The sequence below is a fragment of the Rhodopseudomonas palustris genome, assembly GCF_013415845.1.
Taxonomy (GTDB): Bacteria; Pseudomonadota; Alphaproteobacteria; order Rhizobiales; family Xanthobacteraceae; genus Rhodopseudomonas; species Rhodopseudomonas palustris_F.
Window position 1 is genome coordinate 504,132 of sequence record NZ_CP058907.1, and the last position, 22,364, is coordinate 526,495.

Sequence of the window (22,364 nt, forward strand, 5' to 3'; positions counted from 1 at the left end):
GTCAGCGGCCTTTCACCGGAGTTTCGGCCACCGGCGTCAGCGGCGGACGGCCGGAGAACCAGGCTTTCAGATTGTCGACCACGAGCTGGTTCATCGCGTTGCGCGTCACCACCGAGGCCGAGCCGATATGCGGCAGCAACACGACATTGTCCATCGCGCGCAGCTCTTCCGGCACGGTCGGTTCGGCTGCGAATACGTCGAGGCCGGCAGCGAGAATCTTGCCGGATTTCAGGGCCTCAATCAGGGCCGCTTCGTCGATCACCGAGCCGCGCGCGACGTTGATCACCACGCCGCGCGGTCCGAGCGCATCGAGCACCTCGGCGTTGATCAGCTTGGCGGTGGTGGGGCCGCCCGGGATGATCACCACCAGGGTGTCGACCTCCTTGGCCATCTCGATCAGGTTCGGATAGTGCTGATAGGCGACGCCGGGCGCCGGCTTGCGCGAGTGATACACGACCGGCACCAGCGAGGCGTCGAGCCGGCGGGCGATTGCCTGGCCGATCCGGCCCATGCCGACCATGCCAACCTTGCGGTCGCGCAGCGAGCCGGTGCTGAGCGGATAGTCCTGCGTCTGCCATCGTCCGGCGCGGACGTATTTGTCGGCGCGGATGAACTCGCGCAACGTCGCAATCAGCAGCCCGAGCGCGGTATCGGCGACTTCTTCGGTGAGCACGTCGGGGGTGTTGGTGACGATGACGCCATGCTGCGCCGCCCAGGCGGAATCGACATGGTCGTAGCCGACGCCGAAGCTCGCCACGATTTCGAGTTTCGGAAACCGCGCCAGCATTGCTGCACCGGTCGGCACCAAACCGGTGACGGCAATACCGCGGATTCGGCCGCGAGCTTCGTCGCTCAGCTTCTCGAGGTCGTCGGCGCGCTCACATTTGTGGAGCACATAACCGGCCGGGAAGCCCTGATCGATGACCTCCTTGCGCGGGCCATAGATCAACAGATCAATCGGCTCCGACGCGCCCGTTTCCCCCGGCATCAATTATCCTTTCCCAACGCGCTCTCGTGCCAGCGCCGCAGCAGCAGATGCGACACCAGCGCCAGCAGCAGATAGATCACAATGCCCGCCGTCGACAGCAACAGCAATGCTGCGAACATGCGCGGAATGTTGAGCCGGTATCCGGATTCGGCAATCCGGTAGGCAAGGCCCGAGCCGGCGCCGGCCGAACCGGCCGCGATCTCGGCGACCACGGCGCCGATCAGCGACAGTCCGCCGGCGATGCGCAGGCCGCCGAGGATGTAGGGCAGCGCCGCCGGCAGCTTCAGCCGCAGCAGCGTCTGCCAGCGCGAGGCGCCGTATAGCCGGAACAGCCCGGCGAGATTGCGGTCGACCGAGTTGAGGCCCAGCGTGGTGTTGGACAACACCGGAAAGAACGCCACGATCCAGGCGCAGACGATGACGGCTGTTTCCTGCGGCAGGTAGATCAGCAGCAGCGGCGCGATCGCGATCACCGGCGTGACCTGCAGCACCACCGCATAGGGGAACAGCGAATATTCGAGCAGCCGCGACTGGTTGAACAGCAGCGCCAGCGCGATGCCGCCGACCGCGGCGGCGACGAAGCCTTCCAACGTGGTCCATAGCGTGGTCAGCAGCGAGCCGAACAGCACCGGCCAGTCCTGCATCAGCGTCGAAGCCACCAGCAGCGGGCCCGGCAGCACATAAGCCGGGATTTGATTGAGCCGGACGATCAGATCCCAGGCGACGACCGCGGCAAACAGTACCACGATCGGCAGCGCGACCCGGAGCCCGGCGCGAGCGCCGAACGGAGACGTCTCGTCACGCGAGGTGGGCTGGGCGCTCATGCTCGCGCCTCGCGGGTGGAGAGGGCGCCTTCGCTGGCCGACGCCAGCGCGCGCGAAACCTCGCGGCACTGCGCCGCATAATCGGCCGAGAGGCGGAACTCTTCGCCCCGGGAGGTCGGCGCATCGATATCGAAAGAGGCGGCGATCCGGCCGGGGCGCGGCGTCATCACCACCACGCGCTGCGACAGATACACAGACTCGAACACCGAATGGGTGACGAACACCACCGTCATCTGCAGCTCGCGCCACAGCGCCAGCAGATCGTCGTTGAGCCGGAATCGGGTGATCTCATCGAGTGCGGCGAACGGCTCATCCATCAGCAAGATGTCGGGCCTCGTCACCAGCGCGCGTGCCAGCGACGCTCGCATCTTCATGCCACCAGACAGTTCGCGCGGCAACGCGTCGGCGAACTCGGACAGCTCGACCCGCGCCAGCACCTCGTCGACACGCCGGGCGATGTCGGTACTGGCGACATGTGCCAGCTTCAGCGGCAACGCGACGTTGTGGCGGATGCTCGCCCACGGCATCAGCGTCGGCTCCTGAAACACGAAGCCGATCGGGTGTTCGCCTCGGCCGCGTGGCGACGCGGTACCGACCTCGATCCGCCCCGAAGACGGCGCCGCCAGCCCGGCAATCATGCGGAGTGCTGTCGACTTGCCGCATCCGGAGGGGCCGAGCAGTGACACGAACTCGCCGCGGCCGATGTTGAGATCGATCGGGCCGAGCGCCAGCGTGCCGGTGTGGTAGGTTTTGGTGACGCTGCGCAGTTCGATCGCCGGCCCGGTGGCGCCGGCATCCGCAGCGGACGGTCGCGGCGATGAGGCCATGCGGCCGGCTATTTCTGCTTCGGACGCAGGTCGACGCCGACGCCCTTGTTGATGAACTGCAGCGTATAGGCTTTGCGGAAATCGAGGCCGCGAGTCACCACGCCGGCGCGCGCCATTTTGTCGAAGAACGAGGCGTAGCGTTCGTCGCTCATCGCGCCGATGCCGTTCCTGATGGCGTCTCCGGAATCGACGATGCCGTATTGCTTCATCTTCTCGACCGAATAGGCCAGCATCTCGTCGGTCATTTCCGGATTGAGCTGCTTGATCATCGCGTTGCCGGCGGAATTATCGCCATACAGATAATTGTACCAGCCGATGATCGACGCATCGACGAAGCGCTGGATCATGTCAGGGTTCTTGTCGATCAGATCACGCCGGGTCTCGATCAGGGTCGAGTAGCCGTTCAGCCCGTAGTCGGCCAGCAGCAGCACGCTCGGCTTGAACTTGGCGGCTTGTTCGACTGTGAACGGCTCCGAGGTGACGTAGCCCTGCATCGCGCTGCGGCGATCGATAATGAACGGCTGCGGGTTGAAGGTGTAGGGCTTCACCTTGGCTTCGCTGAAGCCGTATTCCGACTTCAGCCACTGGAAGTAGCTGGTGATGCCCTCCTTAGAGACGAATAGCGTCAGCGGCTTCAGATCGTTCAGCGTCTCGATCTTCGACTCCGGGTGCGAGACGAACACCTGCGGGTCTTTCTGGAACATCGCGGCAATCGCCACCACCGGCACGTTGTTGGCCACTGCGTCGAACGACTGCAGCGTGTTCGCGGTCATGAAGAAGTCGAGCTTGCCGGCGATCAGCAGCGCGCGATTGTTCACGTTCGGGCCGCCCGGCACGATGCTGACGTCGAGGCCGTAGGTCTTGTAGGTGCCGTCCGCGACCGCCTGGAAGAACCCGCCATGCTCACCTTCGGCCACCCAATTGGTGCCGAACGACACCTTGTCGAAGCCGCCTTCGGGCACTTTGCGCACCGGCTGCACCTTCGGCGGCGGCGGCTTCTTCGGTCGGGGCGGGGGCGGCGGTTCCGGCGGCTTTTCGGCGGGCTTTTCGGCGCCATGGCCGTGGCCGGAGGCATGAACGGGGGAAGCCAGCGCCACCCCCACCGCCAACAGCACCCCGGTTAACGCTCGCAGCAGGAAAGCGGGGCTCATGGTTGGACTCCGTCGTTCATTTTGGCCCATGATGGCGGCATCAGGGCGGCGCGGATTCGAGCGTTTCAGGATTGATAGCGAAACAATGCCGGCATTTGAACCACTTCCCCGTCACCCCGCATTTCGCCGATGACCAAGCTGCCGCCCCGCGACTGGAGCGCGATTTACTGGCCTGAGATCGCCGGCGCTGATCCTTCGCGCTGGATCGCGGTGCTGCCGCTCGCCGCGATCGAGCAGCACGGGCCGCATCTGCCGCTGTCGACCGACGTCACCATTGCGGAAGCCTATCTGGCGCGGGTGAGAGATCGCCTGCCGGACGACATTCCCGCGACTTTCCTGCCCGTGCAGGCGATCGGCCTGTCGACCGAGCATCTGTCGTTTCCGGGCACGCTGACGCTATCGACCGAGACCGCGCTGAAGCTGTGGACCGAGATCGGCGACAGCATCGCCCGGGCGGGGGTGCGCAAGCTGGTGATGGTGACGAGCCATGGCGGCAACAGCGCCGCGATGGGCTTGGTGGCGCAGGAGCTGCGCACCCGGCACCAAATGCTGGTGGTGACCACCGGCTGGGCGCGCTTCGGCGTGCCCGAAGGTCTGTTCGCCGCCGACGAGCTGCGTCACGGCATCCATGGTGGCGCGACGGAGACCTCGATCATGCTGGCGCACGCGCCGGAGCTGGTGCGGGCCGATCGGATCGCCGACTTCCGCCCGACCAGCGTGGCGATGGAGCAGACCTATCGTTGGTTATCGGCACAGCGGCCGGCGCCGTTTGCCTGGGCGGCCGAAGACCTGCATCCGAGCGGAGCTATCGGCGACGCCTCCGCGGCAACCGCCGAGAAGGGGCGGCGACTGCTCGATCATGGTGCCGGCGCGTTCTGCGAACTGCTGGCCGACATGCACTGCTTCGATCTCGCCGCGCTGTCGATCAAACCCTCCGCCTGAGAAACAGTCCCGCGTACATCGGCGGTGACGCTACTTTGGGTTGCGGTGCGGCTCGCCTGCGCCCTGCCCGGCTGACTGGTTCTGCCTCTGATACCACTCGATCTTTTGACACCGAGAGGCCGCCCGCCAGACGAGCGCCTCATAAGCGGCAGTAAGTTACCGCGCCATCTGGACTTTGAGGAATTCCAGACTGGCGCTGTCTTGCGCCCGACGCTTCAAGTTGTGTGCGCTAGATGGCGCTTTTGCGTGTCACCGGCCCTCAAGAGCTGACACTGCTTCCGACTTTCGTCAGGTTGCGAACGACATTCAGATGCCTTCGGGGTGATGAGGCGCGACCAAACGCCGCGCGATCTTTTGCGTTCCAGGTGAGCTTGATGATTGTTCGACGACGCCCCGCCCGCCCGACTTCGGCCCGCCGCGACTTCGGCTCGCGTGAGCTATCCACGCCGCACAATCGGATCTCTCTGCGTCCGTCCGCCTCGGCGCTGATCGCCGGCGCGGCGACCGCCGCAGCTTTGCTGCTGCCGCAGGGCGCCGCCGCGGGCGGCATAGGCAAGCAGCGGCCGGACCCGGCGTACGACTGGAGCGGGTTCTATGTCGGCGCCCACGCGGGTTACGTCCGCGGCCATGCCGGCGCGACGCTGCAGGACGCGACGTCGGTCGCGCAGAACAGCAACGGCGCTGGCGGCATCACCGCGGGCGCCCAGGCGGGCTACAATTTCGTTACCGGATCGAACCTGCTGCTCGGCGTGGAGGCCGACATCTCGTTTCCGAGCTATCTGCCGCAGAATGCGGTGCTGTCGGAGTTCGACAACGGTACCGCCAATACGCTGCAGCACCTCGACTATTACGGCACGGTCCGCGCCCGGCTCGGCGTCATTGCCGGCCGTTGGCTCGGCTACGTCACCGGTGGCCTCGCCTTCGAGCACGAGCGCTACCTCACCGATCCCGATGTCGGCCGTGTGATGAATGCTCGGATCGGCTGGGCCGCAGGTGCGGGCGTAGAATACGGCTTCACGCCGAACTGGAGCGCGCGGATCGAATATCTCTACAGCCAATACCAGAATGCGACCGTCGATCTGCCGACCGGGGCGAGCTACGCCACGTCGCTGAATCTGCAGACCGTCCGGGTCGGCGTGAACCGCAAGATCGACTGGTTCGGCACCGGCGGCACAGACGCCTTCCCGTCGCTCGCGGCGGTCGCCGATCCGCAGTCCGACCGCTGGGAGATCCACGGCCAGACCACTTTCATCGGGCAGGGCTACCCGTCGTTCCGGGCGCCGTATAGCGGCACCAATAGTCTGTTTCCCGGCGCGCAGTTCAAGAACACCTGGAGCACCAGCCTGTTCGCCAACGTCCGGCTGTGGGACGGCGGCGAACTCTATTTCAACCCTGAATTCCTGCAGGGCTACGGGCTCAGCGACACGGTGGGGGCCGGCGGCTTCCCGAACGGCGAAGCGCAGAAATCCGGCTTCGCCTACCCGCATTTCAGCCCGTCACGGTTCTATCTGCGCCAGACCTTCGGGCTCGGCGGCGAGCAGGAACAGCTCGCGTCGAGCGGTTCGCAGCTCTCCGGCAAGGCCGACATCTCGCGGCTGACGCTGCAGGTCGGCCGCTTCAGCGTCATCGACGTGTTCGACGGCAACTCTTACGCGCACGATCCGCGCCGCGATTTCATGAACTGGTCGATCTGGGCGTCGGGCGCGTTCGACTACGCGGCCGACAAGCTCGGCCTCGGCTATGGCGCCACCGCCGAACTCAACCAGAAACAATGGGCGATCCGCGCCGGCTACTTCCTGGTCGATGCTGAATCCAACTCGAACAATTACGACATGAAGCTGCTCAGGCGCGGTGAATACGTCGCCGAGCTCGAGACCCGCTATTCGCTGTTCGGCCTTCCCGGCAAGCTGCGCACGCTGGGCTTCATCAACAGCACCTATTCGGGGAGCTATCGCGAGACGCTCAACGATCCGTCGCTGAACCTCGACATCACCCAGACCCGCCGCGGCCGGATCAAATACGGCTATGCGTTGAATCTGGAGCAGGCGGTCACCGACGACATCGGCGTGTTCGGACGCTGGAGCTGGAACGACGGCAAGAACGAGATCATGGCGTTCACCGATATCGACAGCAGCCTGTCGGGCGGTGTGTCGATCCGCGGCCAGCGCTGGGGCAGGCCGGACGACGTGATCGGCATTGCCGGCGCGCTCAACGGCTTGTCGCGCGATCATCGCGATTTCCTCGCCGCCGGCGGCCTCGGCCCGCTGATCGGCGACGGCGCTCTCAACTATCGCCGCGAGCGTGTGTTCGAGAGTTACTACGCGCTGGCGCTCAATTCGTCGTGGACCGCGACCGCCGACTACCAGCTGATCGCCAACCCCGCCTACAACGCCGACCGCGGCCCGGTCTCGGTGTTCTCTGGCCGGGTGCACGGGGAGTTCTGACGCGTCCCCATTTGCGCTGCGATGACGAGATTAAACGAGTGGCACAAAGCTCTCCGCTTGGGCCATCTCCCAGGCCTGCTTGAAGCGGGGATCGTCGGTTCCTTCCAACAGTTCTCCCGGGCGTAGCGCTGGGTAGAGCTGCGCCAGAGAAACGACATCCGATGGCGAAGTGCGCTGCGAGAAGTGATACGGGCGGATGTCGCGTGGATGGTCGAGCCCGGCGGCGGCCACCAGCTCGGCGAGTGCCTGGAGTGTCGCGCGGTGATAGTTGTAAACCCGCTCCAGCTTGTGCGGCACCACCAGCGCGCGGTAGCGCGACGGCTCCTGTGTGGTCACGCCGGTCGGGCAACGGTCGGTGTGGCAGCTCAGCGACTGTATGCAGCCGAGCGCGAACATGAAGCCGCGCGCCGAGTTGCACCAGTCGGCGCCGAGCGCCATGGCGCGGGCGACATCGAAGCCGGTGGCGATCTTGCCGGCGGCGCCGAGCTTGATGCGGTCGCGGGCGCCGATCCCGATCAGCGCGTTGTGTACGAAGCTGATGCCGTCGCGCATCGGCATGCCGAGGTGGTCCATGAACTCGAGCGGCGCGGCGCCGGTGCCGCCTTCCTTGCCGTCGACCACGATGAAATCCGGATAGATCCCGGTGACGAGCATCGCCTTGCAGATCGCCAGAAATTCCCAGGGATGGCCGACGCAGAGCTTGAAGCCGGTTGGCTTGCCGCCGGCGAGGCGGCGCATCTCGGCGATGAACCGCATCATCTCGATCGGTGTCGAGAACGCCTTGTGATACGGCGGCGAGACACAGTCTTCGTCCATGCCGACGCCGCGGATCTGCGCGATCTCTTCTGAGATCTTGGCCATTGGGAGCACGCCGCCATGGCCCGGCTTGGCGCCCTGGCTGACCTTCAGCTCGACCATCTTGATCTGGTCGTCCGCCGCGACGCGGGCGAACGCCTCGGGATCGAACCTTCCGTCGCGGGTACGGCAGCCGAAGTAACCGGAGCCGATCTCCCAGATCAGGTCGCCGCCGTGCTCGCGGTGATACGGGCTAACGCCGCCTTCGCCGGTGTCGTGCGCGAAGCCGCCTTTCTTGGCGCCGGCATTGAGCGCACGGATCGCGTTCGGGCTCAGCGCGCCGTAGCTCATCGCCGAGATGTTGAACACCGATGCTGAATACGGTTTGGCGCAATCCGGCCCGCCGATTGTGATCCGGAACGGTTCATCGGCGTGCGGCCGCGGCGCCACCGAATGGTGCATCCACTCGTAGCCATCGCCATAGACATCCTTCTGGGTCCCGAATGGACGCTTATCGAGTTCCATCTTGGCGCGCTGATAGATCAGCGCGCGGGTGTCGCGGCTGAACGGCTTGCCGTCCTTCTCGCTTTCGAAGAAGTACTGCCGCATCTCCGGGCGCATCTCTTCGAGCAGGAAGCGCAGATGCGCCGCGATCGGATAGTTGCGCAGCACCGCGTGACTGGTTTGCAAGAGGTCGTGAATACCAAGCAGCGTCAGCGCGCCGAACACCAGCAGCGGCACCAGCACCACGCCGAACATCGGCGTGTCCACATCAAATGCCGCGAGTGTGGCGAGGAGCGTGGTGAGTACGGCGCTGATAGTGAGAACGATGTAGCGCGGCGAGAGCGGAAGCAGCAGCGTTTCCATGAAATCCCCGCAGGACCGGCAGGACAGACATCCGATCAACCGTCGCAGCGGGGAGCCCCGTGCGTCTGAGTGCGGCGACCGGGCCGCGGTATAGCACGGCGCGCCGGCCTCGATAACCTCGGAGCTTCCGCGATCATCCGGTCACGCCGCGGTCGCAATCCCGTGACGATGGCTGGCGCCCGGAGTGTCTGGCGATGCGGTTCGGCTTGACATTTCGCCGCTGCAAAGCGATCCCACCGCGCGCCGGCTGGCAGCCGCCCCCGCGCCGGTCACTGCCTGTTGACGAGACCCCCGATGCAATATGCCGACCGCGTGATCGTCCGGATCGTCAAAGACTATTGTGACGCGAGCGGCGTCGACGTCACGCTCGGGCTCGACGGCTGGCTGATCGTGCTGAGTAAGGGGGGCGCCCGGCATTTTATCTATGGTTACGATTTCGGTCTGAACAGCTCGGTCACGCATCGCCTCGCCAATGACAAAGCGGCGACCGCCGACATCCTCGGTGCGGCCGGCATTGCCTGCGTGCCGCACCGGCTGTTCATGAATCACGAACACTTCAAGTACGTGCCAAGCAGCGGCCACTGGTCGGCGATGCTGGAGATGCTGCGCGCGCACCCGGCCGGGCTGGTGCTCAAGCCGAACGAGGGCACCTGCGGTCATCTGGTGTTCAAGGCGACGACGGAGCTCGAGCTCGAACAGGCCGCCACCGCGATCTTCGCCGCCAATCAGAATCTGGCGATCGCGCCGTATTTCGATATCGCCCGCGAGGTTCGCGTCATCCTGCTCGATCGCGAGCCGCTGGTGGTTTACGAAAAGAAGCGGCCGGCGATCAGCGGCGACGGCGTGCGCAGCGCGTTGCAACTTCTGCTCGATGCGGTCCCGGCGGATCGGCTCGGCGCCGTGCTGGCAAACCTGCCGGCGGATCACGCTGCGCTCGATGCCGTGGTGCCGGCCGGCGTGCAGTTCCGGCTCGATTGGCGGCACAATCTCGAATTCGGCGCGGAGCCCGAACTGATCGGCGATGGCGAGCTGCGCGACAGCTGCGTTGCGCTTGCGGCCGAAGCGGCCCGTGCGATCGGGCTCGGCTTCGGCGCCGTCGATGTGGTGTGGACCGCGCAAGGCCCCCGCGTGCTCGAGATCAATTCGGGCGTGATGATCGAATCGCTCAGCCGCCGGTTTCCGGACATCGCCCGGCAGGTCTACACACGCGCGCTCGATCGCGTGATGCGGGCGATGGCGGTCTAACAGCACGACCTTCGGCGTCGCCGATTTCCTTTCGCCGCGGATCAACTAAGATCGCGTCGCGTCCGCATTCCCATCAAGCAACAAGGAAGCTCATGACCGCGACCGTCAACCGCCAGATCCTGCTGATCGAGAAGCCGAAGGAGAAACTCGGCCCGGAGCATTTCCGTTTGGCGGAATCGCCGATTCCCGAGCCGAAAGACGGCGAGGCGCTGGTCAAGGTTCGCTACATCTCGCTTGATGCCGCTAACCGCGCCTGGATGCAGGGCGCGACCTATCGGGCCGCGGTCGAAACCGACAGCGTGATGCCGGGCGGCAGCGTCGCCGAGGTGGTGAGTTCGAAAGCGCCGGGCCTGGCGCCGGGCGATCTCGTGTTTGCCGATACCGGCTGGCAGGACTATGCGGCGCTGCCCGCCAAGCATCTCGCCAAGCTGCCCAAGGTCGAGCCGATGACGCATCTGCTCAGCGTCTACGGCATCGCCGGCCTGACCGCTTACTTCGGGCTGCTCGACATCGGCAAGCCGCGCGCCGGTGAGACGGTGGTGGTGTCGGCCGCGGCCGGTTCGGTCGGCTCGATCGTCGGCCAAATTGCGAAGATCAAAGGCTGCCGCGTCGTCGGTATCGCCGGCGGCAAGCAGAAGTGCGACTGGCTGGTGAGCGAGCTCGGCTTCGATGCCGCGGTCGACTACAAGGACGGAGCTTTGTTCAAGGCGCTGCGCGCCGCGGCGCCGAACGGCATCGATGTGTATTTCGACAATGTCGGCGGCGACATTCTCGAAGCCTGCCTGCCGCAGATGAACCTGAAGGGCCGGATCGCCTGCTGCGGCGCGGTCTCGCAATACGACCGCACCCCCTCGGCCACCGGGCCGCGCGGCATCCCCGGCCTGATCGTGGTGAAGCGGCTGATCATGCAGGGCTTCATCGTGATGGACTACATGGATCAGCGCGACGAAGCGGTCGCCAAGCTGCAGGAGTGGGTCTCGAGCGGCAAGCTCAAGGTGCAGGAGGACGTCATCGACGGCCTGGAGAACACCCCGCAGGCGCTGATCGGCCTGCTGGCCGGCGAAAACCGCGGCAAGCGGATGGTGAAGGTGTGAGCGAAGGGGGGCTTGCCCGTCGACCTGGCCGGCCTCGTGCCGGCCAGCCGTGCCGGGGAGCAAAGCTGGCGATCCCGGGATGACTCGAACATCCGACCTACGGTTTAGGAAACCGCCGCTCTATCCGGCTGAGCTACGGGACCGTCCGGCTGCGGCCAGGGCCGCGAGCAGGAGCCTCCCATAGCAGAGCGGCGGACCGATCGCCACCCGGAAGTCGGGCTTGCTGACCGCGATCGGGCTCCACCCGATTGTCGCCCGGCGCCGGCTTTAGCCGTTGTTTCGTCATAGACTTTAAATCTTGCTTAGGCGGCCCCCGCTAGGTTCGCGCCCGGCTGTGTTAGTCGGGCGTACCCATGACGTTTTCGAGGTCGATAGCTCGCTTTTCTCGTGACCGGCGCGGCAATATCGCGGTGATTTTTGCGCTGGTGTTGATTCCGCTGATCTCCGCAATCGGCTGCGCGGTCGATTACAGCCGCGCCAATGCGCTGCGAAGCAAGCTGCAGGCCGCGGCGGATGCGGCCTCGGTCGGTGCGGTGTCGCGGACCTCGCCGGCCTATGTGGCCGCCGGAGCGATGTCGGGCGACGGTGTGATCTCGTCCGGTGCGGATGACGCACTGCGGATCTTCAACGGCAATCTGAACGGTCTGACCGGCTACACCCTCGCCAGCTCATCGGCGACGGTGACCAAGGTGTCGGACGTCGTCACCTCGCAGGTGACGTTCTCGGCCCAGATCTCGACGATGTTCATGAAGGTGGTCGGGATGTCGGCCATGACGGTGGGCGGCACCTCCACCGCCACCGCCAGCATGCCGAAATACATCGATTTCTATCTGCTGCTCGACAACTCGCCGTCGATGGGCGTGGGCGCCACCCCCAATGACGTGTCGGCGATGATCGCGGCCACCGCCAACAAGTCGTCCGACGACCACTGCGCGTTCGCCTGTCACGACGTCAACAACAAGAATAACTACTACAATCTGGCCAAGTCGCTCGGTATCACCACCCGGATCGACGTGCTGCGCAGCGCCACGCAGCAACTGATGGACACCGCGAACGCGACCGCGACCTACTCCAATCAGTTCCGCATGGCGATCTACGATTTCGGCGCGTCGGCCCAGTCTGCCGGACTGCGCAACCTGTTCTCGCTATCGGCGAGCCTGTCGAGCGCCAAGACTGCGGCGAGCGCGATCGACCTGATGACCGTGAAGGGTCAGAACGACAACAACGATCAGGACACCAGCTACACGACGATCTTTCCCGCCATCAACAAAGAGATCAGCGCGCCCGGCTCGGGTGTGTCCGGCTCGCCGCAGAAATATCTGTTCTTTGTCTCGGACGGCGTCGCCGACGAATACAATCCAAGCTGCCTGAAGCCGAAGACCGGCAACCGCTGCCAGTCGCCGATCAATCCGGCGCTGTGCAAGACCTTGAAGGATCGCGGCGTCAAGATCGCGGTGCTGTACACCACCTATCTCAACCTGCCGAGCAACGACTGGTACAAGCAGTGGATCGCGCCGTTCAACGCCGGCCCCTACGGCCCGTCGCCGAACAGCGAGATCGCCCAGAACATGGAAGCCTGCGCGTCGCCGGGCTTCTACTTCGAGGTCAGTCCGACCCAGGGTATCGCCGAAGCGATGAACGCGTTGTTCAAGAAGGCAGTCGCCGACGCGCGCATCACCAGCTGAGCGACAGGTACGGTTTTCGGATTCGGCGCGACCGCCGGGTCCGCCTTGGAAACTCCATCACCCCTTCCTACGTTGTGATGCCGGCCGGGAGCGCTGCGCCGGAGCGGCGCCGTGCCGGCACCACATAGGAGGTCTCGATGGGCTTGCTCGATATCCTCAACGGCATGCAGAACGGCCCGCGCGGCCCGGCCGACCCGCAGGACAAAAGCGGCGGCATGTCCAAGTTCACCATGGCGATTCTCGCGCTGCTGGCGTGGAAGGCCTACAAACATATGACCAGCGGCCAGCCGCAGGCTGCGCCGGCCAATCAGCCGCGCCCGGTGCCGGCGCCTCAGCCCGCGAATACCGGCGGTGGTTGGGGTGACTTCCTGAAGGGCGGTCTTGGAGGCCTGGTACTCGGCGGTGCGGCCGGCAGCGTGCTGTCGGGCGGGCTCGGCGATCTGCTGCGGCAGCTTCAGCACAATGGCCTCGGCGACGCCGCCAACTCCTGGGTCGGTCACGGCCCCAACCAGCAGATCGGCCCGAGCGATCTCGCCAACGCGCTCGGCTCTGAACAGATCGACGCGATGACCCGGCAGACCGGGATGTCGCGCGACGAATTGCTCGACGGCCTTAGTCGCTATCTGCCCGACGTGGTCGACCAGCTCACCCCGGACGGGCGACTGCCGACCGACGACGAAGCGTCGCGCTGGATCTGATCGGCAGCGACCGGGTTGTTGTTGCTTGGGTTGCGGGCGGTCCGGAGCGGACCGTGAGAAAGGATACGGAAGATGGGCGGGTTACTCTGGATTCTGCTGGTCGGCTTTGTTGCCGGCATCATCGCGCGGGTGCTGTCGCCGGGGCCGAACAATCCGCAAGGATTCGTGCTCACCACGGTGCTCGGCATCGCGGGCGCATTCCTCGCCACCGCGGTCGGGCAGATGATCGGGCACTACGGCCCTAATCAGGGCGCCGGCTTCATCACCGCGACGATCGGCGCGGTGGCGGTGCTGTTCATCTGGAACAGGCTGGTGGCGCGGCGGGTGATCTCCGATCCCGGCAATCGCTATCCCTACGATCCGCGCTGAGCTGCCGCGGCCCGGTTTGCCGGGCCGCTCACTGCTGCCTACGGATGTGACGTCAGCCGGCCAGGTGCATGCCGGCGTCCATCCGCACCAGTTCGCCGGTCATGCTGCTCGATTTCGGCGTTGCCAGGAAGCATACCAGTTCGGCGATGTCTTCGGCGGTCGAGGCGATTTTCAGCGGCACGCGCGACACCACCATGTCGCGCACCTGCTTGGCCTCCTCGGCGCCGCGGCCCTTGGTGAACCACGGCGTGTCGATGTAGCCGGGGCAGATCGCGTTGACGCGGATGTTCGGCGCCAGCGCGCGCGACAGCGACAACGTCATGGTGTTGAGCGCGCCCTTGCTGGCCGCATAGGCGATCGACGAGCCGATGCCGCTGATGCCCGCGACCGACGAGACATTGACCACCGCCGATGCACGGCCGGCCGCCTTGGCGCCGGCGACGAGCAGCTCGCGCGCCGCGCGGACCATCTGGTACGGGCCGATGGTGTTGATCGCGTAGATCCGCTGGAAGTCGTCAGCCGACAATTGATCGAGCAGATGATGCGCCACGTGCTTTGTGGTGCCGGCGTTGTTCACCAGCGCGTCGAGCTTGCCCCAGGGGGCCGCGGCTTCGACGATGCGTTTGCAATCCTCGTCCTTGGCGACGTCGCCCTGTACCACGATGACTTCGGCGGCGCCGAGCTCGCGGCACTCTTCGGCGGTCTTTTCGGCGTCGTCCTTGCTCGATGCGTAGTTGATCACCAGCCGCGCGCCGTCCTTGGCGAGGATCTTGGCGGTCGCGGCGCCGAGGCCCGAGGCCGACCCGGTGACGATTACGTTCAGTCCGTCTGACATCTTCACTCCCTTTGCATCGAACCGGCTTCGCCGCGTCGCCGCAACCATATCGGTTGCGATATCGAGAGCAAGCCGGCAAAGCCCATGATGCGGAATAAGCCTGCGGCGTGAAGCGTTTGGACCATGTCCGGCGCGCAATCCGCCCCGTGCCGGCTGCGCTTGTGTTCGTTTCAGCTTTTCCGCATCATGCCGCGCAACAACAAGACCAGCACACATGCTTGGCGATCCGCCGGGAGCTGAGTGCGCAACCGGGAAACGCCGTGACGGAGACCGACAATATCGTCGTCGAGACCGCGGAGAAGATCTTCGCCGACCTCGCCGATCCGCAAACCATCAACGCCGACAAAGCCGAGACCTGGAAGGCGCCGCTGTGGCAGGCGCTGAGTGAATCCGGGTTGCCGCTGTCATGGGTGCCGGAGGAATTCGGTGGCTCGGGCGCGAGCCTTGCCGAGGGCTTCGGCGTCCTCAACGCAGCAGGCCGCGCCGGCCTCGCCGTGCCGCTCGCCGAGACCATGCTGGCCGGCTGGCTGCTGGCGCAGGGCAAGATCGCCGCGCCGGAAGGCGCCATGACGATCGCGCCGGCCCACCCGAAAGATCGCCTCACGCTCGATGCCGACGGCAAGCTGTCGGGTCGCGCGCGCAGCGTGCCGTTCGCGCAAGACGCACAGCATGTCGCTGTGCTGGCGCAGAGCGCCGCCGGCGCGAAGATCGCGCTGGTCCCGGCGTCCGCGTGCCGAATTGATAGAGGCCTCGGCCTTGGGGGCGATGCGTCGGATGTCGTCACCTTCGACAAGGTCGCGCCGATTACCACGGCGCCCGCCCCCCAAGGGCTCGATCAGACTTCGCTGATGCTGATGGGCGCCGTCGCGCGCAGCCTGCAGATCGCCGGCGCGCTGGAAACGCTGCTCGACCGCAGCGTGACTTACGCCAATGAGCGCGTCGCGTTCGAAAAGAAGATCGGCAAATTCCAGGCGGTGCAGCACAATCTGGCGAAGCTCGCCGGCGAGACGTCTGCTGCCTTGGCCGCCGCAACTTCCGCGGCCGATGCGATCAGCAGCGCCGAAGGCTTCGACGACGCCGTGTTCCTCGAAGCCAGTGCGGCCAAGATCCGCTGCGCCGAAGCGGCTGAGAAAGGCGCGGCGATCGCCCATCAGGTGCACGGCGCGATCGGCTTCACCCGCGAGCACATCCTGCATCGCTTCAGCCTGCGCGCGCTCGCCTGGCGCGACGATTTTGGCAACGAGAGCCATTGGGCGGTCGAGCTCGGCCGCAAGGTCGCGGCGCGCGGCGCCGATGATTTGTGGCCGCTGGTCGCTTCGCGCTGACCGCATCAACGTAGCGAGATAATGCGATGACCGCCGCCCTCCGTTTCGATCCGATCCGCCTGCCGCCCGTCTGCGAAGAACTGCGCAAGGAAGTCCGCGCTTTCCTCGCCGAAGAGATCGCCGCCGGCACCTTCGATCCGAATAAGCCGCAGCGCGAAGATTCCGACGCGCCTGAATTCTCCCGCCGTGTCGGCGAGCGTGGCTGGCTCGGCATGACCTGGCCGAAGAAATACGGCGGCCACGAGCGCACCTTCCTGGAGCGCTACGTCGTCACCGAAGAGATGCGCATCGCCAATGCGCCGACACGCCGGTTCTTCGTCGCCGATCGCCAGAGCGGCCCGGTGCTGCTGAAATACGCGCCCGAGCACATCAAGATGGACATTCTACCGCGGATCTGCCGTGGCGAATTGTGCTTCGCCATCGGCATGAGTGAGCCGAATTCCGGCTCCGATCTGTTCGCAGCAAAGACCAAAGCGACCAAGACCGATGGCGGCTATCTGATCAACGGCTCGAAGATCTGGACCACCTCGGCGCACATCGCCGACTACATGATCGCGATATTCCGCACCTCGCCGCCGACCAAGGAAAACCGCCGCCACGGCCTCACCCAGTTCCTGGTCAACATGAAGTCGCCGGGCATCAAGGTGAACCCGATCGCGCAGATCACCGGGCAGTACGAATTCAACGAGGTGGTGTTCACCGACGTGTTCGTGCCGGACGACCATCTGCTCGGCGAGGTCGACGGCGCCTGGAAGCAGGCGACTTCCGAACTCGCTTACGAGCGTTCGGGGCCGGAACGCTTCCTCGAGACCTACTACGTGCTCACCGAACTGGTGCGCGCACTCGGTTCCGATCCTGACACTCGCGGGGCCGAGGGCATCGGCCGTCTGGTGGCGCAGCTCCACACCATGCGGCGGATGTCGGTGTCGGTGGCCGGCATGCTGCAGGCCGGCAAGGAGCCGGTGGTCGAGGCCTCGATCGTCAAGGACATCGGCACGATCTGGGAGCAGCAGTTGCCGCACCGGGTGCGTGAGCTTGCCGCCTTCGTCGACGGTGAGGCGTCGAATCATGCAACGCTCGACGAGCTGACGGCGTTCGCCACCAAGCTGGCGCCGAAGCTCACCATCCAGGGTGGCACCACCGAGGTGCTGCGCGGCATCATCGCCCGCGGGCTCGGCCTGCGCTGACGCCGGCGCGCATCGAACGATCGAGGATCAATCATGAGCAGCTACACCGATATCGCGGTCGACAAGAACGGCCACGTCGCCACCATCGAAATCCAGCGGCCGCCGCTGAACTTCTTCGACATTTCGCTGATCCGGCAGATCGCCAACGCGCTGGATGAGATCGACGCCGATCCGCAGATCCGCGCCACCGTGCTGGCGGCACAGGGCAAGGCGTTCTGCGCCGGCGCTAACTTCGGCGATCCGGCCCGGCAGGAAGCGGACCCGGCGGCTGCGAAGGGCGATCCGGCCGACAGCCTCGGCGAGATCGGTCATCTGTACTACGAGGCGGTACGGATCTTCCGCGCCAAGAAGCCGATCATCGCGGCGGTGCACGGCGCGGCGATCGGCGGCGGGCTTGGTCTCGCCGTGTCGGCAGACTTCCGCGTCACCTGCGCCGAAGCACGATTCTCCGCCAATTTCACCAAGCTCGGCTTCCATCCCGGCTTCGGCCTCACCGTGACGCTGCCGGAGCTGATCGGCAAGAACAACGCCGAGCTGATGTTCTACACCTCGCGCCGCGTCACCGGCGAAGAGGCGGTGCAGATGGGCCTCGCCAACGTGCTGGTGCCGATCAACGAGGTGCGCAGCGGCGCTCTGAAGCTGGCACGCGAGATCGCCGAATGCTCGCCGCTCGGTCTTCTGTCGACCCGCGCCACCATGCGCGCGAACCTGGCCGACCGGGTGATGGAAGCCACCAAGCACGAACTCGCCGAACAAACCCGCCTGCGCGCCACCGAAGACTTCAAGGAAGGCGTCAAAGCCACCGAAGAACGCCGCGTCGCGCATTTCAAGGGGCGGTAGGACCAAAACTACTCGTCAGCCCCACGTTGTCATTCCGGGGCGCGCGTAGCGCGAACCCGGAATCTCGAAATTGTTGCTACTGTCCGCTGGACGTCAGAGATTCCGGGTTCGCTCGCTTTGCGAGCGCCCCGGAATGACGCGTGGTTAGGTGGTCAGCCTAAACTCGACGCCTGCCAGGCGGAAGCCATTGGCAGTGAGCGGCACGCCCTGCGCCTGTGCGGCTGCGCGGACTGTCTCGGGAGCTGCGACCTTGAACGTCAGCGCCGTCATGGCTTCGCTGGCGCCTTGTACGAACCGGAATGTGGCGTTCGGCAGTCGAAGTTCGGCGACGCCATCCGCATCCGTTTCCACCGGCAGTTCGAGAATCCGGCCCCAATGCGCGGCGAGATCGGCTGGGTCGGGACTTTGCATCTCGACTGCGGTCAGCGCCTGGGTGGTGTCGGTGCGGATCGCCTTGGCCCACTCGGGGCCGGCCGGTGGGTAGGGGCCGCGAATGTTGTCGCTGCCTTCGGTGTGGTTGAGCTCAATGAAGGCAGCCCGGCAGTCGCGCGGGTGGAGCTGCACGCCGTGATACGGCGCATGGTCGATCACATTGGCGGTGCGCACGCCAAGGCTCGCGGCATGGCGGCCGCGGGCATCCGGATCGTCGCAACAGAAGATCGCCATGTAGCCGCCGCGGCCTTGGGTCTTCTCCAGGAAACGGCCGGCCGCGGTGCCGGGCTGGGTCGGTGCCACGATTTCCAGAAGCGTCGCATCGACCGGCAGCAGGACATTCTCCAGGCCGTATTTGCCGACGTGGGGATCGCGGTAGCAGATGTTGAGTCCCATGATCGTCGCAATGCGCGAGGCGGCGGGCTCGATCGGCTCAGTGACGAGGCAGATCTGGCGCAGGCGGAGGAACGGCGCCATCGTCAGCGGCCCTGAAACGCCGGCGCGCGCTTCTCGACGAAGGCGGCGGCGGCTTCCTTGTGGTCGGCAGTCTCAGCACAGCGCGAGTGATGCAGCGCTTCGGCGTCGAAGCAGGCTTCGAGCGACAGGCTTTCGGCGTTATTGATGTTGGTCTTGATGTAGCCGAGCGTCACGGTCGGGCCTTGCGCCAGCGACAGGGCCAGCTCGCGCGTGGCGGACTCGACCTCGGCGTCGGGCACCACGCGGCTGACGATGCCGAGTGCCTGCGCCTGCTCGGCGGTCAGCACCGGCGAGGTGAGGTACAGCTCCCGCGCCTTCGCGGCGCCGATCAGCTGAGTCAGGAAGTACGTGCCGCCGAAATCGCCGGAGAGGCCGACCTTGGCGAAGGCAGTGGTGATCTTGGCCGAAGCACCTGCGACCCGCAGATCACAGGCGAGCGCCATCGACAGGCCTGCGCCGGCGGCCGCGCCGTCGATCTGCGCCACCACCGGCTTCGGCATCTGATGCAGGATGCGGGACACCTCCATGCCGCGGCGGAGGTTCGCCACCTTCTGTTCCAGCGGCGGCGGAGCACCTGCAGCCGCCATCGACTTGACGTCGCCGCCGACGCAGAACGTGCCGCCGGCGCCCTTCAACAACACCGCGCGGACTTCCGGATCATCCTTGGCGCGATGCGCCGCCTCCACCAAGCCGCGGATCATGTCCTGATTGAGCGCGTTGCGCCGATCCGGACGGTTCATCGTGATGGTGAGCAGGCCGCGGTCGAGATCTTGCAGGACGATGTCGGTCATGGCGGGTCCTTGTTGTTATTCGTTGCGCTCCAGGCACGGGCACCCATGGTGAGGAGGCGCCAGCGCCGTCTCGAACCATGAGCGTTCTGTCGTTGCGAGCCGAAGGCGAAGCAATCCAGCTTGGTACACCGAGCTGGATTGCCTCGTCGGCTTCGCCTCCTCCGCAATGACGGGTAGTTACTTCTTCACCAGCGGGCAGCGCGAGTCGGCGAGCGACTGGAATGCCTGATCGCCGGGAACGGTCGCGAGCAGCTTGTAATAGTCCCAGCGGCCCTTCGACTCCGATGGTTTCTTGACCTCGAACAGGTACATGTCGTGCACCATCCGGCCATCCTCACGGATCTTGCCGTTCTTGGCGAAGAAGTCGTTGATCGGCATTTCCTTCATCTTCTTGGTCACCGCGGCCGCATCGGTGGTGCCTGCCGCCTTGACGGCCTGCAGGTAGTGCATCGTTTCGGAGTAAAGGCCCGCCTGCGCCGAGGTCGGCATCCGCTTGGTGCGCTCCATGAACCGCTTGGAGAACGCGCGGGTCTCGTCGTTGAGATCCCAATAGAAAGCTTCGGCCAGGATCAGGCCCTGCGCGGTTTCCAGCCCGACGCTGTCGATGTCTGAGATGAAGGCGAGCAGCGGCGAGATCTTCTGGCCGCCTTTGGTGATGCCGAATTCGGCGCCCTGCTTGATCGCGTTGATGGTGTCGCCGCCGGCGTTGGCGAGGCCGATCACCTTGGCCTTTGAGCTTTGCGCCTGCAGCAGGAACGAGGAGAAGTCGGAGGTGTTGAGCGGATGCTTGACGCTGCCCAGCACCTTGCCGCCCGACGCCTTGATGACGTTGGTGGTGTCGCGCTCGAGGTCCTGGCCGAACGCGTAGTCGGCCGACAGGAAGAACCAGGTGTCGAGCCCCTGCTTCACCGCGGCAAGGCCGGTGGTGTTGGCCTGCGCGAAGGTGTCGAACACGTAGTGCACGGTATAGGGGCCGCAGGCTTCGTTGCTGAGCCGGATCGACCCCGGGCCGGAGAACATGATGATCTTGTTGCGGGCCTTGGCGATCTCGGCGGCGGCCAGCGCGGTCGCCGAGGCGGCGACGTCGATGATCGCTTCGACGCCCTGATTGTCGAGCATGTCGCGGGCGATATTGGCGGACAGATCTGCCTTGTTGAGATGGTCGGCGGCGATGATCTCGACCTTGCGCCCCAGCACCGTGCCGCCGAAATCCTCCACCGCCATCTTGGCCGCGGTCTCGCTGCCCGTTCCGGTGATGTCGGCGTAGAGGCCCGACATGTCGAGGATCGCGCCGAGCTTCAGCGGTGGCTGCGATTGCGCCTGCGCGGCGGTGATCGCCGCGATCGATAGACATGCGAGCAAAGTGGTGCGGAACGGCTTCAAGACATCCTCCCTGGCGAGCGCCGATCATGATCGCGGCGCTTCTGATGATTGGCGCGATCATGCCGCATCGCCTGCTGCGCGGCAAGCGATGCGGTTTTCCGGTGAATGGAATGAGTTTGTGCGTGCAGGGACCTGTTACTACACGTGACGGATCTGAAACGATTAGTAGTTGCGCGATCGCGATCATTGCTGCCCGGCGCGATGCGCGTCGCATCGGCCGCGATTCTAAACATCGGTCTGTCGCGTGACGGTCAGCGTCTCGACCGAGATCGATCGCCATTCCACTTCGCCGGGATCGTGCGGGTCGCTAGTCTGGTGATGTTGCGGCGAACCGAATCAGCACGGCGGTCTCAATGGCATTTCGGCGAATCGGCGCCCGGTGGCTGACTGCGATCTGCGGCGGTGCTGTGCTGCTGTCGCAGCCGGGCGGCGCTGCGGCGGCGGGCTGTTTGGATCTGCCGGTCCAGGGCGAGGGCCTGGTGGCGTCGGTGATCGATCCGCGCACGCTGCGCCTTGCCGACGGCCGCGAAATCCGGCTCTCCGGAATCGAGCCGGCCCGCGAACAACATGATGCGGAGGTTGCGGCCTTGTCGTCCCTGACTCTTGGCCGACGGGTTTCGCTGCATGGCGCCGACGACGGACCGGACCGCTACGGCCGGCAATTAGCCTTCGTGGGCGCGGAGCCGGGCATGGAGCTGGTGCAGCGTCGGCTGCTGGCTGAGGGTGGTGCACTGGTAGGGATCGACGCCATGCCGGCGGAGTGCCGGCAGGAATTGCTGGCGGCTGAGGCCGGCGCCCGCGCTGCGGCGGTCGGTATCTGGATGGCGAGGGATGTCATAAAAAACGCCGCAAATTCCGGCGATATGGTGACCCGGATAGGGCGCTTTACCGTGATCGAAGGCCGAATCACCTCGGTGCGGGAGGTCGGTTCGACGGTCTATCTGAACTTTGGCGGTCGCTGGACTCGTGGCTTTGCGGTGACTATTTCAAGGCGCATCGTCGGGTTGTTCGAGGCCGCCGGGCTCGCACCCAAGTCTCTGACAGGACAACGAATTCGGGTGCGCGGCTGGGTCGAGAAGCGGGCCGGGGCGAGCATGGCGGTGCGCGACGTGGGACAGATCGAACGAGCGGGCGGGGACTGAAGGGCCCGAAAGTGAGCAGTCGC

Annotated in this window: 21 protein-coding genes and 1 tRNA gene; 12 read left to right on the forward strand and 10 right to left on the reverse strand. The window is 65.5% G+C overall.

The features are described 5' to 3' along the window. Position 1 precedes the first annotated feature (1 nt). The 4 genes from HZF03_RS02355 to HZF03_RS02370 are packed head-to-tail and all read right to left on the reverse strand — an operon-like array spanning position 2 to position 3,790. The gene (locus HZF03_RS02355; protein WP_119017553.1) at positions 2 to 988 is read right to left on the reverse strand and encodes a 2-hydroxyacid dehydrogenase; all 987 of its coding nucleotides are present in this window, start codon (positions 986 to 988) and stop codon (positions 2 to 4) included. Then, positions 988 to 1,812 (reverse strand): ABC transporter permease, encoded by an 825-nt coding sequence (locus HZF03_RS02360; protein WP_119017552.1) that lies wholly within the window; start codon positions 1,810 to 1,812, stop codon positions 988 to 990. The genes HZF03_RS02355 and HZF03_RS02360 overlap by 1 nt, the downstream gene beginning before the upstream one ends. Then, complete coding sequence (locus HZF03_RS02365; protein ID WP_119017551.1) at positions 1,809 to 2,639, reverse strand: ABC transporter ATP-binding protein; 831 nt, start codon at positions 2,637 to 2,639, stop codon at positions 1,809 to 1,811. The genes HZF03_RS02360 and HZF03_RS02365 overlap by 4 nt, the downstream gene beginning before the upstream one ends. Before the next feature lie 8 nt (positions 2,640 to 2,647). Then, on the reverse strand, positions 2,648 to 3,790 hold the full coding sequence (locus tag HZF03_RS02370) for an ABC transporter substrate-binding protein (protein ID WP_119017550.1): 1,143 nt from the start codon (positions 3,788 to 3,790) through the stop codon (positions 2,648 to 2,650). A gap of 129 nt (positions 3,791 to 3,919) precedes the next feature. Here HZF03_RS02370 and HZF03_RS02375 point away from each other — a divergent pair, with 129 nt between their 5' ends. Both HZF03_RS02375 and HZF03_RS02380 read left to right on the forward strand, forming a co-directional pair. Next, the gene (locus tag HZF03_RS02375; protein WP_119017549.1) at positions 3,920 to 4,732 is read left to right on the forward strand and encodes a creatininase family protein; all 813 of its coding nucleotides are present in this window, start codon (positions 3,920 to 3,922) and stop codon (positions 4,730 to 4,732) included. Between the two features lie 374 nt (positions 4,733 to 5,106). Next, complete coding sequence (locus HZF03_RS02380) at positions 5,107 to 7,176, forward strand: carbohydrate porin (RefSeq protein WP_119017548.1); 2,070 nt, start codon at positions 5,107 to 5,109, stop codon at positions 7,174 to 7,176. 30 nt (positions 7,177 to 7,206) lie between these two features. On the opposite strand, the gene HZF03_RS02385 is transcribed toward HZF03_RS02380, so the two are convergent. Beyond that, positions 7,207 to 8,838 (reverse strand): FMN-binding glutamate synthase family protein, encoded by a 1,632-nt coding sequence (locus HZF03_RS02385; protein ID WP_119017547.1) that lies wholly within the window; start codon positions 8,836 to 8,838, stop codon positions 7,207 to 7,209. Positions 8,839 to 9,132: 294 nt separating this feature from the next. Here HZF03_RS02385 and HZF03_RS02390 point away from each other — a divergent pair, with 294 nt between their 5' ends. Together HZF03_RS02390 and HZF03_RS02395 are read left to right on the forward strand one after the other, a co-directional pair. Next, a complete protein-coding gene (locus HZF03_RS02390; protein ID WP_119017546.1) occupies positions 9,133 to 10,083 on the forward strand; it encodes an ATP-grasp domain-containing protein in 951 nt (316 codons plus the stop codon). Between the two features lie 92 nt (positions 10,084 to 10,175). Continuing rightward, positions 10,176 to 11,177, forward strand: a complete 1,002-nt coding sequence (locus HZF03_RS02395) for an NADP-dependent oxidoreductase (protein ID WP_119017545.1) — start codon at positions 10,176 to 10,178, stop codon at positions 11,175 to 11,177. A 66-nt stretch (positions 11,178 to 11,243) separates the two neighbouring features. Here HZF03_RS02395 and HZF03_RS02400 read toward each other — a convergent pair. Further along, a tRNA-Arg gene (locus HZF03_RS02400) sits at positions 11,244 to 11,320 on the reverse strand. A gap of 210 nt (positions 11,321 to 11,530) precedes the next feature. Between HZF03_RS02400 and HZF03_RS02405 the strand changes: the two genes are divergently transcribed. The 3 genes from HZF03_RS02405 to HZF03_RS02415 all read left to right on the forward strand — a co-directional run bounded on the left by HZF03_RS02405 (position 11,531) and on the right by HZF03_RS02415 (position 13,929). Beyond that, complete coding sequence (locus HZF03_RS02405; RefSeq protein ID WP_119017544.1) at positions 11,531 to 12,862, forward strand: TadE/TadG family type IV pilus assembly protein; 1,332 nt, start codon at positions 11,531 to 11,533, stop codon at positions 12,860 to 12,862. A 137-nt stretch (positions 12,863 to 12,999) separates the two neighbouring features. Continuing rightward, the gene (locus HZF03_RS02410) at positions 13,000 to 13,560 is read left to right on the forward strand and encodes a YidB family protein (RefSeq protein ID WP_119017543.1); all 561 of its coding nucleotides are present in this window, start codon (positions 13,000 to 13,002) and stop codon (positions 13,558 to 13,560) included. Positions 13,561 to 13,632: 72 nt separating this feature from the next. Further along, a complete protein-coding gene (locus tag HZF03_RS02415; protein WP_107354016.1) occupies positions 13,633 to 13,929 on the forward strand; it encodes a GlsB/YeaQ/YmgE family stress response membrane protein in 297 nt (98 codons plus the stop codon). 52 nt (positions 13,930 to 13,981) lie between these two features. On the opposite strand, the gene HZF03_RS02420 is transcribed toward HZF03_RS02415, so the two are convergent. Continuing rightward, positions 13,982 to 14,764, reverse strand: coding sequence for an SDR family NAD(P)-dependent oxidoreductase (locus HZF03_RS02420; RefSeq protein WP_119017542.1), 783 nt, complete (start codon positions 14,762 to 14,764; stop codon positions 13,982 to 13,984). 260 nt (positions 14,765 to 15,024) lie between these two features. Between HZF03_RS02420 and HZF03_RS02425 the strand changes: the two genes are divergently transcribed. Genes HZF03_RS02425 through HZF03_RS02435 form a run of 3 tightly spaced genes read left to right on the forward strand, consistent with a single transcriptional unit; the run spans position 15,025 to position 18,116 of the window. Next, on the forward strand, positions 15,025 to 16,089 hold the full coding sequence (locus HZF03_RS02425; protein WP_119017694.1) for an acyl-CoA dehydrogenase family protein: 1,065 nt from the start codon (positions 15,025 to 15,027) through the stop codon (positions 16,087 to 16,089). A 26-nt stretch (positions 16,090 to 16,115) separates the two neighbouring features. Further along, the gene (locus HZF03_RS02430; RefSeq protein WP_119017541.1) at positions 16,116 to 17,276 is read left to right on the forward strand and encodes an acyl-CoA dehydrogenase family protein; all 1,161 of its coding nucleotides are present in this window, start codon (positions 16,116 to 16,118) and stop codon (positions 17,274 to 17,276) included. A 33-nt stretch (positions 17,277 to 17,309) separates the two neighbouring features. Beyond that, positions 17,310 to 18,116, forward strand: coding sequence for an enoyl-CoA hydratase/isomerase family protein (locus HZF03_RS02435; RefSeq protein ID WP_119017540.1), 807 nt, complete (start codon positions 17,310 to 17,312; stop codon positions 18,114 to 18,116). Between the two features lie 144 nt (positions 18,117 to 18,260). On the opposite strand, the gene HZF03_RS02440 is transcribed toward HZF03_RS02435, so the two are convergent. The 3 genes from HZF03_RS02440 to HZF03_RS02450 form a co-directional block, all read right to left on the reverse strand. Next, a complete protein-coding gene (locus HZF03_RS02440) occupies positions 18,261 to 19,025 on the reverse strand; it encodes a VOC family protein (protein WP_119017539.1) in 765 nt (254 codons plus the stop codon). A gap of 2 nt (positions 19,026 to 19,027) precedes the next feature. Next, complete coding sequence (locus HZF03_RS02445) at positions 19,028 to 19,816, reverse strand: enoyl-CoA hydratase (protein ID WP_119017538.1); 789 nt, start codon at positions 19,814 to 19,816, stop codon at positions 19,028 to 19,030. Between the two features lie 177 nt (positions 19,817 to 19,993). Beyond that, positions 19,994 to 21,199: an ABC transporter substrate-binding protein gene (locus tag HZF03_RS02450; RefSeq protein ID WP_012494190.1), complete on the reverse strand. Its 1,206-nt coding sequence runs from the start codon at positions 21,197 to 21,199 to the stop codon at positions 19,994 to 19,996. A 26-nt stretch (positions 21,200 to 21,225) separates the two neighbouring features. Between HZF03_RS02450 and HZF03_RS02455 the strand changes: the two genes are divergently transcribed. Beyond that, on the forward strand, positions 21,226 to 21,447 hold the full coding sequence (locus tag HZF03_RS02455; RefSeq protein WP_133303221.1) for a hypothetical protein: 222 nt from the start codon (positions 21,226 to 21,228) through the stop codon (positions 21,445 to 21,447). A 105-nt stretch (positions 21,448 to 21,552) separates the two neighbouring features. Beyond that, positions 21,553 to 22,341 carry a thermonuclease family protein gene (locus HZF03_RS02460; RefSeq protein ID WP_119017537.1) on the forward strand — a complete coding sequence of 263 codons (789 nt, stop codon included), beginning with the start codon at positions 21,553 to 21,555 and terminating at the stop codon, positions 22,339 to 22,341. Positions 22,342 to 22,364: the final 23 nt, after the last annotated feature.